This is a genomic window from Enterococcus sp. AZ015 (assembly GCF_050499225.1).
Taxonomy (GTDB): domain Bacteria; phylum Bacillota; class Bacilli; order Lactobacillales; family Enterococcaceae; genus Enterococcus_D; species Enterococcus_D entomosocium.
Genome location: NZ_JBMHEX010000001.1, coordinates 1,524,320 through 1,538,928 on the forward strand (window position 1 = coordinate 1,524,320; position 14,609 = coordinate 1,538,928).

A 14,609-nucleotide genomic window follows, 5' to 3' on the forward strand; every position below is an offset into this window, starting at 1 on the left:
TATGGAGACAAATCAAATACTTGAAACCATTCGCATGGTGGAAGAAGAAAACTTAGATATTCGTACGATCACGATGGGGATTTCATTATTGGATTGTATCGACGCCGATATTGATCGTACCTGTGAGAAAATTTTTCAAAAAATTACAACAAAAGCGAAAGATCTTGTCAAAGTCGGCGAAGAGATCGAAAGTGAATATGGCATTCCGATTATTAACAAGCGGATTTCGGTTACCCCTGTAGCGATCGTAGTGGCAGCTTGCCAGCCGACACCCGCAGACTGTATCAAAGTTGCGAAGACCTTGGATCGAGCGGCGCAAGAAGTCGGAGTAAATTTCATCGGCGGCTATAGCGCACTAGTAGAAAAAGGCTATCAAGGCGGCGACCTTGCATTGATCGAATCGATTCCAGAAGCCTTGGCTCAAACCAATTTTGTCTGTTCGTCGGTCAATATTGGATCAACGAAAGCTGGGATCAACATGGATGCAGTACGTCTGATGGGAGAAACAGTCAAGAAGACGGCTGAGGCATCAGATATGGGCTGTGCGAAGCTCGTCGTCTTTGCGAATGCAGTGGAAGACAATCCCTTTATGGCGGGGGCTTTTCATGGGGTCGGTGAAGCTGATGTGGAAATCAACGTCGGTGTCAGCGGACCTGGTGTCGTCAAACGTGCCTTGGAAAAAGTCAAAGGCGAGTCCTTTGATGTCGTGGCGGAAACAGTCAAAAAAACAGCTTTCAAGATCACGCGGATGGGGCAATTGGTCGGGCGCGTGGCTTCAGAGCGCTTGGGCGTTCCATTCGGGATCGTCGATCTTTCGCTGGCGCCAACTCCTGCTGTTGGTGATAGTGTGGCATTGATTTTAGAAGAAATGGGCTTAGAATCTGTCGGTACCCACGGAACGACAGCTGCTTTGGCATTGTTAAATGATGCAGTCAAAAAAGGCGGCGTAATGGCCTGCAACCATGTTGGTGGTCTGTCGGGTGCTTTTATCCCCGTTTCTGAAGATGCAGGAATGATCAAAGCAGTAGAAGCTGGTTTATTGAATTTAGAAAAACTTGAAGCCATGACGGCGATCTGCTCTGTCGGCTTAGATATGATTGCGATTCCGGGAGATACTTCGGCTGAGACGATCGCCGCAATGATCGCGGATGAAGCAGCGATCGGTGTCATCAACCACAAGACGACAGCTGTCCGAATCATTCCAGCGAAAGGCAAAGAAATCGGCGATCGCATCGAGTTTGGTGGGTTATTAGGGACAGCGCCAGTGATGAAAACCAATCCTGCGAAGTCTACTGATTTCATTTTGCGTGGCGGCCGTATTCCCGCACCGATCCATTCATTTAAAAACTAGCTCGTGTTCATTTTGTAAGAAAATATGATAAAGTGACCTTTAAAAGACTAATCAGAATGCTGTCTTTTAAAGGTTTTTTGGTCCTGTTACTATTTTTTTCATTCCTAAGGCGGATGTTTTTTTGTTTGGAATCGAATACAATGAAAGATAACACGATAAAAAGGGGTGGTAAAATGAAGAAAATCTTCCAACTTGGGATGTTGGTTTTTGTTGGTTTGATGGGATTTTTTGTCCTTCAACCATCAATTGCATTCGGACAGACATTTGTTCGCGATGATGCCGGGGTCCTTTCACAAGAGACGATCGAACAGATCGATGCCTTGAATAAAGAGGGGTTCCAATCATTGACTGGCGCGCCAGAATATGCTGTGATCACGATCCCTTCCTTAGATGGGCAATCGATTGAAGAGCGTAATTTGGAACTGTTCAATGAATATGGTTTAGGAAATCCAGAGGACAATAATGGACTATTGTTTCTCTTTGCCATTGATGATCGTGAATTTCGTCTGGGTTATGGCGATGGACTATCCTATGTCTTCAGTGAGCTATCGGAAGATGATTTAGTGGATGAAGATGCCAAAGACGCATTACGAGATGAAGATTATGATACAGCGATATTGGCAGCTTCTAATGAAGTCTATCAGCGAATGAAAGAAGCGGATGAAACGATTGGATTAGGGACGATTTATCAAGATGGCAATCAAATGTTAGCAGAAAAACAGGCACAAGAAGCAGAAGCCACTAAGCAAATGTGGTTCACTATTGGAAAAATCGTCAGTGGTGTTTTAGCGGCAGCAGCTGCAAGCCTTGTCGGGTTCATCAGTTTTCGCCATCTTAAAACCAAACGGCGATTTGAAGAGCACCTGCCGTTGCCGAAACATCTGTTAGAAGATAGTCACTTCCAACAGAAAGATTTCTTGAAATGGGCTAGCAATAGAAAGAACTATCAGCGTTACCATCAGTATCAGACAGCAAAAGATTGTCAACAAGCATTTACGCAGTATGTGACGAGTACTTACGTGCCAGCGAAATTGAGCTCGATCACCGGATTGTCGACTGCGGATAAACGAGTTATCCAACATGCCTTGACGAATCCAGCAATTGGATCTTATTTTTCAAACTTGCTGATGAAGAAAAAAACCACGGTCAAACATTTCGTTCAGGTGATCCTTACACAACATGACACCTTAAAAACCTATGAAGCCCAATTAGGCAGGGAAGTGACTGAACGGATGGCAGACTACGATTTGACTGATGCGGTGTTACCCGAAAATCTGCCTTTAGCAGATGCTTATCGAGCAGAAATAGCCAAGCAAGCTAAAGAAGAGATCAGAAGACGCAATGAGCAAGGGCGATACTTAGCTCAACTTGTGACGGAAAAAGCGACCTATCCTGAGATGGTACAAGCCATTCCGAAAGAAGTTTCTAATGTTCTAGCGGAAGTGAAAACAGATGCCTTGTTCCAAGTTGACTTGAAACAGGTTTATCAAAATCACCCAGATTTAGCAAACAAATTATCCTCATTTGATGCTTCTGATCGAGCAGCAGTTTTAAATAATGCTCGCCAAGAGTATGACCCGCATGGGATGAATATGGCGTTGTTCTTTGTGATGATGAATAATCACGTGTCCCATCAAGAACAAGTCATTGCCGATACACAAAGTTCTTCGAATGATTTTGGCGGTTTTAGCGGAGGAAGTAGCAGCGGTGGCGGTGTTTCTGGTAGCTGGTAATTATTTCAAATGCTTTTTTAGTAAAGATGAACGTTCATTAACCTGTAACATATTCCTTTGTATTTTGGTTTGTGCAAATGGAATTGTTACAAGGTTAATGGCTTTTTTCTTGTGGAGGAAATCCCTTGATAAATAAGACAAACCAAACAAAGTGTGGTAAACTTTTTAGAGTTACAGAAAATGAATGGAACTTTCATTCATTTGAAAAAGGGAGAAAACGAGGGATATCATGTACCAATCTTACATATGGGATTTTGACGGAACACTTTACGACAGCTACCCAATCATGTTAAAAGCTTTTATTAAGACATTGAAGGAGTATGGCTTCGATCCAGATCCAGCGGAGATTTATTATATATTGAAAGATTCATCTTCCAAAAAAGTTGCTGAAAAATACAACTTAGATTTTCAAGAGTTCACTAAAGCATTCAAAGCAAATGAAGCGCTGGATGATCGTTTGCCGCTTTCCTTTGTAGGAACCAAAGAAACATTAGAAGCCGTGGTTGCTGCTGGTGGCAAGAACTACATTTTGACCCACCGCGATGTCGTTTCAACAAAAGAGCTGTTAGAAAAAGAACAGATGGCAGACCTGATCGTTGAGATCGTAGGACCGGAAAACAACTTTCCCCGTAAACCTGATCCAACTTCGTTGATTTATCTTGTCGAAAAATATCATTTAGACAAAGATCAGACCGTCATGATCGGCGATCGTACGATGGATGTTTTTGCAGGACAAGGAGCAGGTGTCAAGACGATATTTTATGATATAGAAGGTATCTTAAAAGATGTATCCGCCGACCATACCGTCCAATCCATGGCTGAAATACAAGAAATCATTAAGTCTTGAGAAATCAAGGCTTTTTTTGTGCAAAGAAAGTAAGACATTCATTACTTATGATGAACGGTATAAACGTGGTTCTCATTGGTCTTCTAGTCTCGGCACAACAAACCAAAAAGAAGTCACGCCATTTTTCGACTCAGCGCCATAATCGAAGGCGTGAGAAGTCAAAATGGTTTTCACGATCGCTAAGCCGATGCCGGTTCCTTCTTTATGTCCTGCTTGATGTTGGACGCGTTGGTATCTTTCCCAAATGAGTTCGAGTTGTTCTGGAGGGATATCTTTTCCGGGATTGATGACAGCAACTTTTGTTCTTGTAGATGTATTCGTTAATTTGATCAAAAGACGCTCGTTTTTAGGTGTATGGTTGATGCCATTGTTTATTAAATTACGCAAAACCTGTTCCATTTTGATGCGATCAAAAAGAGCAATCCCATTCTTACGATCTGCTTCAAAATCGACAGTGATGTCATATTGATTGGCGATCCCTCTTGCGTAGGCAACGACGGAGGAAACCACCTCGTATGTATTCCAGATTTCATTTTTAAGTTGTGTATAGCCTGCTTGCATGATAGAGAAATCCATGATGTCATCAACCATGGCACTCATACGGTGGGCTTCGCTGATAATTAGTTCCATATGTTCTTTTCGAAGGCGTTCGTCACTTCCAGAAACATCACGTACCATCTCCCCATAACCCGTGATCAACGCGAGGGGGGATCGTAGTTCATGAGAAACATTGGCAATCACTTCTTTTCGTAACACGTCTACTCGCTGAAGTTCTGTGCTTAAGTCCGCAACAGATTCAGAAAGTGTACCTAATTCATCGCCACGGTTTAGTTTGGGTACGGAATAAAGCTCTCCGTTGGTTAAGCGGATGATGGCTTCTTTGATGGTTTTGATCGGGCGAATAAAATGCTGTGCTAAAAAAAAGGAGATCGTTGATGCAAAAATTGTTAATATGATGGTGAATAGAAAGAGTTGCTGTCGATTCATGCTTTGAAGCGCTTCGATTTGAGTGATCGTATTGGAGAGCAAAAGGGCAGCTGGGCGTTGGAAAAGAGTCGTAGGAACGCCAATAAGAATGGCAGAAGACTTTTCAAAGTCTTCTACAGCACTAAGGCTCTCACCGTTAAGGACAGTGGGTGCATGAGATAACAACCAGCTGTATTCGTTGCTCAACCCATCTATGTTTAATTGTTGTCCATTGTTAAATGCCGCCAGAATTTCGCCATACTCGTCGACTAAAAAAAGAGTCCCAACGATCGTTTTACTGAGGAAAAGCAATGGATCTTCTGGTAAATCATCTGGATCTACTGCCATTTCTTCAACAGCGGCAGCTGTTTCCTGAACTGTTTCTAAAAGTGATTCTTTCGTTACATTGATATAATTTGGTTCAAAGAGCAAAATTTGAACAGTCCATAAAAAAGCAATGCCAATGATGACCAGCAGCATATTGGCGGACCAAAGCCGCACGAGTAATTTACTTTTGATGTAAGTAAAACCTAACCGACTAGTCTTCATAATCAAATTTATACCCAACGCCCCAAACCGTTTGGATCAACTCTCGGTAATCCCCTAGACGCTCTCGCAAGGACTTGATGTGTGTATCCACTGTTCTGGTATCACCGAAATAATCGAAGCCCCAGACACCTTCTAAAATTGATTCTCGGCTCAAAGCAATATGATTATTTTTTGTCAAATAGACCAGCAGATCGAATTCTTTTGGCGTAAGCGGCAGAGGATTCCCTTTGATCGTTACAGTATGAGAAAAAACATTGACTTCGAGATCGCCATAAACGATCTTTTCGAACTGAAATTGACTACTTCGTTTCAACACAGCTTTGATGCGAGCCATCAGCTCTTTAGGGCTAAATGGCTTGGCGATGTAATCATCGGCACCAAGATTGAAGCCAAAGAGTTTGTCATACTCTTCCTTTCGAGCGGTAATCATGATGACTGGCGTGTTACAGCTACCTCTGATTTCCGAAAGCGTCTGAAAGCCATCTTTTCCCGGCATCATGACATCTAGGAGAATCAAATCGAATGAATGATTGGTTAATTTTTCCAAAGTTTCTTTTCCATCTGATGCTTCAAAACATAGATACCCTTCGATCTCCGCATAAGTTTTCACTAGGGCACGCATATGAGTGTCATCATCGACAATCAATATTTTTTGCAATTTTATTCACATCCTTAAAAATAATTTATATTTTTTAAAGTATATCACAGCATAATCGCTGAATTAATAGGAAAATGACTCTTTGAAAAATAATTGTTCTTTCCCTCACAAGATCATCACAAATACCCAATACTATAGAGGTATATTCGATCGAAAGGGGCGCTTTGGCGATGTATGACTATCATATAGTCAAAAAGAAAAAAGCGAAGAAAAATCGTAAGCTTGTCGGTCATTGGTTATACATAATCAGTCTTGCGCTTTTTATGGGGTTTTCTGCACGTTTGATTTACATTGTTCAAGTCGGCGTGATTGCTGGCGTCTCTTTGTCTGAAAGAATAGAAAATTTATATTATAGTTCAAGATCGATCGAAACAAGTCGAGGGGCGATTTTTGATCGGCAGGGGACATTGATCGCACAGGATATTCTTTCCTATACTGTTCGAGCGGTTCTTTCTGAAGATTACATTGACAATGGACGACCCATGTATTTAGACAGAGCGCGCTTTGAGGAGACCGCAACGATTCTTTCGGAGTATTTACCTATTTCTAACGAGCAAGTTTTGTCTATCTTGACAGACGGTGCGAATCAAACAGATCCGCCTGTCTTTCAAGTGGAATTTGGCAATGTTGGCAGTGGTCTAAGTGTGACTACTCGAAATCAAATCGAAACGGCGTTTGATGCAGCTGGAATCAACGGTATCTATTTCGATGCTCGTTCAAGTCGCAGTTATCCGAATGGTATCTTTTCTTCACATTTGATAGGGACAACGTCAGATGATGATGAAATTCGAGTCGGAGTTTCTGGATTAGAATATGTACTGAACGACTTTTTGAAGAATCAAAATGGGCGAGAGTCTTTTCAAGTCAATGCTTCAGGGAATCCTGTTCCTGCAACCAATCAAATGGTAGAAGAAGGCGTAGATGGGAACGATGTTTGGACGACATTAGATGCTCATCTGCAGTTATTCACTGAATCAGTGATGGATGAGGTTATGGAACAAACACGACCAGAGAATCTGACGGCTTTATTAATGGATGCGAAAACTGGAGAGATTTTAACGATGGCTCAAAGACCTAGTTTTCATCCAGAGACCCAAGAAGGAATTGCGGATGAGCACTTTATTTGGCGTAATCTTTTTACGGAAGAGATGTATGAACCAGGTTCGACCTTGAAGCTGGCAACCGTTGCGGCAGCGATTGATGAAGGTGTTTTTGATCCGACGGAACGCTACAATCCTGTGAGTATGCAGATTGAAGATCGAGTCATCAACGACCACGACTCAGGAGCAAATGGTGAGTTGACGATGCGGCAAGCGTTAGCTTGGTCAAGCAACACTGGGATGGTTCGACTTCAGCAACGGATCGGTTTTGATGCATGGGCGCAGTATTTAACTGATTTTGGACTAGGGAAAGTTACAGGAAGTGAGCTTCCCGGTGAGGTGCCTGGTATCTTACCTTCAAGAAATCGGGTGGATTATGCCATGAGTTCTTATGGCCATGCGATTGGGGTCAATCAGATGCAGATGATGCAGTTATTTAGCGCATTTGCCAATGGTGGCGAGATGATTCGTCCGCAATTGATTCGGCAAGTGGGAGAAGAGACCCAAGTTTTTCCAGAAGTCGTTTCTCAGCCTATTTCACAAACAGCGGCTGATGCTGTATTAGAATACATGACCGATGTAGTGACGGATGAACGCTATGGCACCGCTTATGATGTATACCAACTGACGAACCATGAGATTTCTGTCAAAACTGGGACTGCTCAGATCGCCAATGAGAATGGTCAAGGTTACATGACAGGAGAGTTTGATTATATTTATTCGGCGGTCTCGATCTATCCAACGGATGATCCACAGTTTATTCTTTACCTCACTATCAAGCGACCAGAAGAATACGATCGTCATACCTTAGCTAAAATTGCCAATCCATTGATGGAGCGTTCGATGGCGCTGCAAAGTTTTCGTGAGTAAAAAAGTTTCTTAACAGGAGCTTAAAAAGACATAGACCATCTAAGAAGTTTCATGCTGCAGCTGGTCAATTTTCCACAGGAATGATAGTCTTTAGAAAAGGCAGGACGGTTTATCAGCGATCCAATCTAGGGATGAATGAGTGGATAAACGATCGCGCTACAGCTAACACATAATGATTCATTGACGGAGGTGTCATATGAAAAAAATAAAATTCTTAATCAAAAGCATTTTTCTCATCGGACTTCTTTATTTTGTGAGCCAGATGATTACATGGCAAGACGGGCGCTTGGCATTTCGGGATGCTCGACTCAACGAGATCACTCAATCTCTCTCGTCCCAATTTTCTCCTTCACAAGACACTTCAGCCAGGCCATCGGCAGAAACACCTGCCCAGACATATTTATATAATGAATCACGACAAGTGATCGAAGAAACCTTTGGAGAAGCGATCAATGAATCAGCGAATAGGTATGGACTGAACTGGACTTCCTATCACGATGATTTTCGTAACTTCATGATGGTGATGTACGATGAACATGATATTGCGCAAGGGATCTATACGAATCAAGACACGATTCTTATCGATGACACGCTAGGTATCGGGTCTTCAAAAGCAAGCGTTCGTAATCAGATGGGTACGCGCCAAGAAAGTCTACAACGAGGATCAAGACGGTATCGCATCGATTCTGATGCCGACTATGATCTGTTCTTACAAGACGACCAATTGATTACTTTTTTCTATGATGTTCATGCCGAAGATACAGTGACTGCGATTCAAATCATCAATCGCTCGCTAGAAACACGCCATGCGAATGATTTTCGCCAAAATCAAGCTGCCATTTTAAGCGGCTTACGAACACAGTTATTTGAATTAACGAATGCCACCCGAGTGAAATTTGGTTTGTCGCCCCTTGGATTCAGTGAAGCAACCAGTGAGACTGCCGTCAAGCATAGCCAAGATATGGCAGAACATCGATACTTTGACCATATTGGGTTAGATGGATCGACTCCATTTGATCGGATGCAAGAAGACGGGATCAGCTTCACTGCTGCAGGGGAGAATTTGGCATTTGGCCAAGCCAGCAGTATTTACGCCCATCAAGGTTTAATGAATTCAGAGGGACATCGGGCAACGATTCTAAACGATGAGTATCAATTTCTCGGGATCGGTATTGCGATCGATACCAGCGAACAGCCATATTATACAACGTTGTATCACCGAGGATCGGCGTCGTGAATTCCTGAATTGCTTGAAACTGATTAGTTAAAAAACACTGCTCATTTGAGATTGCTGCGTTAGCAGCATCAAGTGAGCAGTGTTTTTTTGTCGATAAAATGGTGTGCAGCAGTATTGTTTAGTTTTGACGGTAGGCATGAGGAGAGCACTGATACTTCTTTTGAAACAGCTTATAGAAGAATGAGACATTTTTATAGCCGACTTGGTGTGCGATTTGTTCCACAGGCAGAGAAGAGCTTCTCAACAATAAACTGGCTTGATTGAGTTTTAATTCTTGAAGGATCGTCACAAAGGATCGACCAAGCTGCTGACTGATACGGCGACTCAAATAGCTCGGGTTGTATCCAAATGCCTCCGCAACCGAGGCTAGTGTGCAAGTAGCGAAATGTTTCTCCAGATAGTCCAACACTTCTCCGAGGTACAGTTGGTCACTTTTTTGCGACTCGATCCGTTGTTTTTCCTGGAAGTTACGAACGAGTTCGGAAAAAATAATGATCATATAGGAATGGATGACCTCATGAGAACCGAAGGAGGGATTAAAGAACTGGGCCAAGACCCCAAAAATCGCATCAATCAAATAGTCGTTGTTACTCGTTTCAAACACTAGGTATTGATTGTGCTTTTGGCTTTCAGATAACGCATTGATGGCAAAATCGGCGATCATGCTATTGGATGCCAACCGACTGAGCATCTGGGTGGAAAAGTACTCTTTGCTGATCAAAAAGTTAATAACAATGTCGTCTTGATTTGTTTCGATAATTTGGTGGATCACCCCTGTATCTAGTAAGCAAAAGTCACCTGCCTTTAGGATCACTTTTTTCTCATTGATCATGATCGTGACTGTTCCAGAAAAAACATAATTCATTTCGATAAAATCATGCTGATGTAGCGGCGTAGGAGAAAAGCGTGCATGTTTTAAAATCAAAAGCTGGCTTGTCTTAAGAAATCCGCTATCTTGCGGCCGTTTTCGTATGAGACGAGAAAGGTGTTTTTCGAATGTATATTGGTAAATTGGCTCATTTTTCTCAGTGTAGACTTTCTTGAAATCCTCATAATTGTATGGAAGGGATTGCGTCTTTTTAAGGGCTATTTCTTCGGTAGTCGTCAATTGTTGTAACTGCTGCAGAATGTTCTGTTTATCCATCGCTTTCTCCTTAGGTAAAAAATAGTCAATGAAATAGTAGAGTATCGTCATTGAAGACAGGTAGAGATAGTATATAATACTTGTATGATAGCGTTATCAATTATCATAATCCGGATGATAATAATAGTCAATAGTACCAGCAAATTCGAAAGAAATGGGGAATCACCATGAACCACGACAAACCATCATTAGGGGATAAGATCCAAAGTACCCTTGGTCCATTTGCAAGTAAAGTTAATGGGAATATTTATATTACTTCAGTTAGGGATGCAATGTTAGCTTACATGCCATTCACCTTTATTGCGTCGATCTTTTTAATTATTGCTTTTTTTCCGATCCAACAAGTGACCGATTTTATTACTATGGTGTTGCGAACAGAAGATGCTAGTGTCTGGCAAGAGAAATTGCTCTATGTCAACAATGCCACACTCGCAATCGGTGGTTTGCTAGTTGTCATTTCCCTCGCAAAATCACTCGCAGAAAAACTTGAAACAAACGTTTTGCAATGTGTCTTAACTGCTTTTGTTTCCTTTTTACTATTAACACCGTTGGATGCAATGGAAGCAGGGAATTTTTTAGATATCACCCGCGTTAGCGCGCAATCGATGTTTTTAGCGATTATTGTCGGTATTTTTAGTACAGTTCTTTATAAAAAAATTGAGGGTAAAGGAATCAAAATCAAAATGCCAGCAGCGGTACCACCAGCTGTTTCTGGTCCATTCGAATCGGTGATTCCATCTTTTCTTGTCATCACGACGATTTGGGTCATCCGACTCATCATCGAAGCCTTATTTAACAGTGATGCCATGACGTTGATCAATGGGACCCTTGGGATTCCATTAACTATGTTAGGTGGCTCCCTAGTTGGAATGGTCGTTGTGAAAATTTTCGAGCAATTCCTATGGTTTTTTGGCCTTCATGGAACCTCGATCATTCAAGCAGTGATGGACCCAATCCATCAAGTCCTTGAAGACCAAAATCGTGTGGCATCAGTGGCGGGAGAGATTCCAACGAATATTATCAGTATGAGTTTTCGGAATCATTTTGCTTCGATTGGCGTCGTTGGTGCGATCATTGCTATTTTGATCGTAGCAAAAAGTAAACAGTACAAAGAGGTTGGAAAAATTGCTAGTGTTCCTTATATTTTCAATATCGGTGAACCAGCGTTGTTCGGGATACCGTTGATGTTGAATTTCAGTTTTATCATTCCTTTTGTTTTTGCAAATGCCGTCACAACGATCGTCGCTTACTTTGCTTTTTATTTCGGGCTAGTCCCGATCCCAACTGGGCTTGCGCAAATTCCGTGGACGACTCCGCCGATCATTAGCGGCTATTTTGTCACTGGTAGTATCATGGGCGCATTGTTACAAATCGTCTTGATCGTGATCGCAACGTTGATTTGGTTGCCATTTATCAAAGTTGCTGATAAGCAGATCTGTGTTGAAGAAGCACAATAACCCACGAAAGGAGCAGCTTATGAAAGAAACGATAACCATCAACGGAATGACAAAGCCATTAACAGTGGATTTAAATGATCCGATCCTTATTGAATGGTCGATGACCAATCACCAAGGCTACCGATTGCAAATTTTCAATGAACAGCAGCAAGCAGTGTATGACGTTTCCAACATAGCCGCTTCTGAGAATAAAATGGCGGTCCACTTGCCACAGCATCCGCAGAGAAAAAAATATCAAGTCAAATTGACAGCCGGAGCAGGAAACGATGTCACCAGTTACAGTAGTGTGTTTTTCACGATAGCAAAGCGTGAGAAACCTAAAGAAACTATGGGCAAGTGGATCACTCGCTTAGATGATCCTATTAAAAAAGAACGTTTTTACTTTTCAGAAGAGAAAAATAGCTGCTTGTCTCGCTCTTTCACACTGGAAAAGTGTCCTTCCTATGCAGTGATTGATTGCTGCGGGCTTGGTTTTTATCGCTTGTCTGTTAATGGAAAAACGGTATCAGATGTTTATTTAAACAGTGATGTAACGAACTATGATCGAGTCGTCTACTATGATACTTATGAGTTAACTGATTTTTTACAGGAGGGAGACAATCGGATCGAAGTTGAACTTGCGAATGGCTGGTACAACCCTGCTCCGATTGAGATTTTAGGTCGGTATAACATCCGCAAACAACTAGCGATCGGCAAACCCTGTTTCTGGGGGGAGCTTCAGTTAAATGATGGAGGAGAGAATCGCTACATTTACTCAGACAATCAGTGGCAAAGTAGTTTTGGGCCTTATTTGCAAAACAATCTTTATATAGGAGAAATCGTTACCGATGTACCTGATCCTCGTCCAGAAGGAAAAACGGTACAAATTGCTGGACCCGCGGGACGTTTTAAGCCAAGCTTTATTCCAAAAATCAAGCGCACACAATCGATCGTTCCCCAAAAAATGACCGAAACTGCAGCGGGACTGCTCATTGACTTCGGTCAAATCATCAGCGGTCAATTTACTTGTACTCTTGAGGAAGATTTCATTGGTCAGATCAGAATCAGCTATGCAGAAACATTAGACGAGCAAGGCAGCCCTGATTATACGTCTACGATCAGTGGAACTTATGGCATCTACGATCCCTATGAAGGGAAGCAGCCAGATGATCCTATCGTTCAACGAGACATCATTGAGAAAACGGCAGCGAAGACGTTCGTTTTTGAAAACCGTTACACGTATCATTCCTTTCGCTATGCGTTGATCGAGACGAAACCTGCTGACAACCTTCAAGCGATTGTAGGAGCAATCAAAGCCTATCGCTTGCATACGGATGTGAAATCGTTGGTGACACTTGAAACCTCCGATCCTTTCTTGGATCAGTTATGGGCGGTTGGACAAGCTACGCGGTTGAACAACATCCACTCGTATTTTGAGGACTGCACTCGTGAGCGCTTTGGTTATGGTGGGGACATCGTTGCGTTACTACCAACGCAGATGGCAGATCTGGCGATTGAGCCGTTGTTGGAAAAAGTGTTGTGGGATTTTGCCAACGACCAACGATCGGATGGTGCAATGACTGCAACTGCGCCATTTGTAGGAATCATGACAAATGGTCCATCAAATGGTGGTGGTGCGTTAGGGTGGCAATTGGTAGTTCCAGAGCTTGCTTTGGCCTTGGTGAAGACCTATGGGAAACAAGCAGCGGTTGCCAAGCTGCGTCCACAGTTGGAAAGGCATCTCAACTATTTACTCGCTTTTGATTTTGATTATATCGCCCAGTGCTGTCTCGGCGATTGGGGAGCAATTGATGAAACTCAGCAAAACGGGGTTATTACTTCGCCAGATCAGTCCTTTTGCTCTGTCTGCATGTATCTGCTTCTACTACAGCGTTACCAAGAATTGATCGACTTGAGGATCATTGGTAACGAGGACTATTGTCAGCGAGTGACAGCAGCGATCCAGTACGCGACACTGCAAATCAAACAGAAGTTTTCTAAAGGAAATGAGCAATACGGTGCGGGCACCTTGTCTAGTATGGTCTTTGCAATGAAGACAGGACTCAGTGAGAAAAAACGAATATTGCCAAAACTAGTACAACGGATCAAGCAGCAAGAGGGTATTTTCTCTTTCGGCATCTTCGGGATGGCATGGAGTTATCAGTTGCTGGCTGAAGCTGGCTATAATGATATTATTTTTGATTGGTTAACGAGGAAATCTGCGCCTAGTTATGCAGCAATGCTGGCAAGCGGAAACGGCACTTTGATGGAACATTTTCCAACGCCGCAACATTCAGCCACTTACGAGGGTTCGTTGAATCATGCCATGTTTGCTTCTTATGGGTATTGGTTTGTCCGTCATTTATTAGGCATTCAGATGACAAGCGCTGGGATACTGATACAACCAGCCTTCGATGTACCTATAGCCCATGTCAAAGGCTCCTTACAAAGTACGTTTGGATTAGTAGCTTTAAGCTGGGAAAAGACTGATCGTACCGTTCGCTTAACGGTGGAGTTGCCACGAACATGTGGCTATAAAATCAGTCAGATGAAAGGTTTTAGAATAGTCAGTGAGAAAATAGAAGATGAGGGGGGGCGAAAAAAAGTTTCCTGCCTATATACGATTACTACTTAGCTAGTGAAAAAGTCGACACGTGGAAAGTGTTGACTTTTTTTCTGTCGTTTACTATCTTTTGCGTATTTCATCTATGAGGTGGT

10 protein-coding genes are annotated in these 14,609 nt (G+C 42.5%); 7 read left to right on the forward strand and 3 right to left on the reverse strand.

Annotated features, from left to right (window positions below):
* Position 1: 1 nt before the first annotated feature.
* The 3 genes from IGK85_RS07115 to IGK85_RS07125 all read left to right on the forward strand — a co-directional run bounded on the left by IGK85_RS07115 (position 2) and on the right by IGK85_RS07125 (position 3,931).
* Positions 2 to 1,351, forward strand: a complete 1,350-nt coding sequence (locus IGK85_RS07115) for a PFL family protein (protein ID WP_008381372.1) — start codon at positions 2 to 4, stop codon at positions 1,349 to 1,351.
* Positions 1,352 to 1,491: 140 nt separating this feature from the next.
* On the forward strand, positions 1,492 to 3,084 hold the full coding sequence (locus IGK85_RS07120; RefSeq protein ID WP_035007134.1) for a TPM domain-containing protein: 1,593 nt from the start codon (positions 1,492 to 1,494) through the stop codon (positions 3,082 to 3,084).
* 229 nt (positions 3,085 to 3,313) lie between these two features.
* Positions 3,314 to 3,931, forward strand: a complete 618-nt coding sequence (locus IGK85_RS07125) for an HAD-IA family hydrolase (protein ID WP_005236303.1) — start codon at positions 3,314 to 3,316, stop codon at positions 3,929 to 3,931.
* Positions 3,932 to 4,003: 72 nt separating this feature from the next.
* Here the strand turns inward: IGK85_RS07125 and IGK85_RS07130 are convergent, their stop codons facing one another.
* A complete protein-coding gene (locus IGK85_RS07130; RefSeq protein ID WP_008381367.1) occupies positions 4,004 to 5,446 on the reverse strand; it encodes a sensor histidine kinase in 1,443 nt (480 codons plus the stop codon).
* Entirely contained in the window at positions 5,436 to 6,104 is a 669-nt protein-coding gene (locus IGK85_RS07135; protein ID WP_005236299.1) for a response regulator transcription factor, read from the reverse strand. The genes IGK85_RS07130 and IGK85_RS07135 overlap by 11 nt, the downstream gene beginning before the upstream one ends.
* 170 nt (positions 6,105 to 6,274) lie before the next feature.
* On the opposite strand from IGK85_RS07135, the gene IGK85_RS07140 reads away from it, so the two are divergent.
* Both IGK85_RS07140 and IGK85_RS07145 read left to right on the forward strand, forming a co-directional pair.
* On the forward strand, positions 6,275 to 8,074 hold the full coding sequence (locus IGK85_RS07140) for a penicillin-binding transpeptidase domain-containing protein (protein ID WP_008381365.1): 1,800 nt from the start codon (positions 6,275 to 6,277) through the stop codon (positions 8,072 to 8,074).
* A 196-nt stretch (positions 8,075 to 8,270) separates the two neighbouring features.
* A complete protein-coding gene (locus tag IGK85_RS07145) occupies positions 8,271 to 9,311 on the forward strand; it encodes a CAP domain-containing protein (protein WP_008381363.1) in 1,041 nt (346 codons plus the stop codon).
* 118 nt (positions 9,312 to 9,429) lie between these two features.
* Here the strand turns inward: IGK85_RS07145 and IGK85_RS07150 are convergent, their stop codons facing one another.
* On the reverse strand, positions 9,430 to 10,455 hold the full coding sequence (locus IGK85_RS07150) for an AraC family transcriptional regulator (protein WP_008381361.1): 1,026 nt from the start codon (positions 10,453 to 10,455) through the stop codon (positions 9,430 to 9,432).
* 167 nt (positions 10,456 to 10,622) lie between these two features.
* Here IGK85_RS07150 and IGK85_RS07155 point away from each other — a divergent pair, with 167 nt between their 5' ends.
* Positions 10,623 to 11,912, forward strand: a complete 1,290-nt coding sequence (locus IGK85_RS07155) for a PTS sugar transporter subunit IIC (RefSeq protein WP_008381360.1) — start codon at positions 10,623 to 10,625, stop codon at positions 11,910 to 11,912.
* Between the two features lie 19 nt (positions 11,913 to 11,931).
* Positions 11,932 to 14,526 carry a family 78 glycoside hydrolase catalytic domain gene (locus IGK85_RS07160; protein WP_008381359.1) on the forward strand — a complete coding sequence of 865 codons (2,595 nt, stop codon included), beginning with the start codon at positions 11,932 to 11,934 and terminating at the stop codon, positions 14,524 to 14,526.
* Positions 14,527 to 14,609 lie beyond the last annotated feature (83 nt).

Coding starts and splice junctions, on each gene's coding strand:
- IGK85_RS07115 (WP_008381372.1), top strand. CDS start 2: ATGGAGACAAATCAAATACTTGAAACCATTCGCATGGTGGAAGAAGAA.
- IGK85_RS07120 (WP_035007134.1), top strand. CDS start 1,492: ATGAAAGATAACACGATAAAAAGGGGTGGTAAAATGAAGAAAATCTTC.
- IGK85_RS07125 (WP_005236303.1), top strand. CDS start 3,314: ATGTACCAATCTTACATATGGGATTTTGACGGAACACTTTACGACAGC.
- IGK85_RS07130 (WP_008381367.1), bottom strand. CDS start 5,446: ATGAAGACTAGTCGGTTAGGTTTTACTTACATCAAAAGTAAATTACTC.
- IGK85_RS07140 (WP_008381365.1), top strand. CDS start 6,275: ATGTATGACTATCATATAGTCAAAAAGAAAAAAGCGAAGAAAAATCGT.
- IGK85_RS07145 (WP_008381363.1), top strand. CDS start 8,271: ATGAAAAAAATAAAATTCTTAATCAAAAGCATTTTTCTCATCGGACTT.
- IGK85_RS07150 (WP_008381361.1), bottom strand. CDS start 10,455: ATGGATAAACAGAACATTCTGCAGCAGTTACAACAATTGACGACTACC.
- IGK85_RS07155 (WP_008381360.1), top strand. CDS start 10,623: ATGAACCACGACAAACCATCATTAGGGGATAAGATCCAAAGTACCCTT.
- IGK85_RS07160 (WP_008381359.1), top strand. CDS start 11,932: ATGAAAGAAACGATAACCATCAACGGAATGACAAAGCCATTAACAGTG.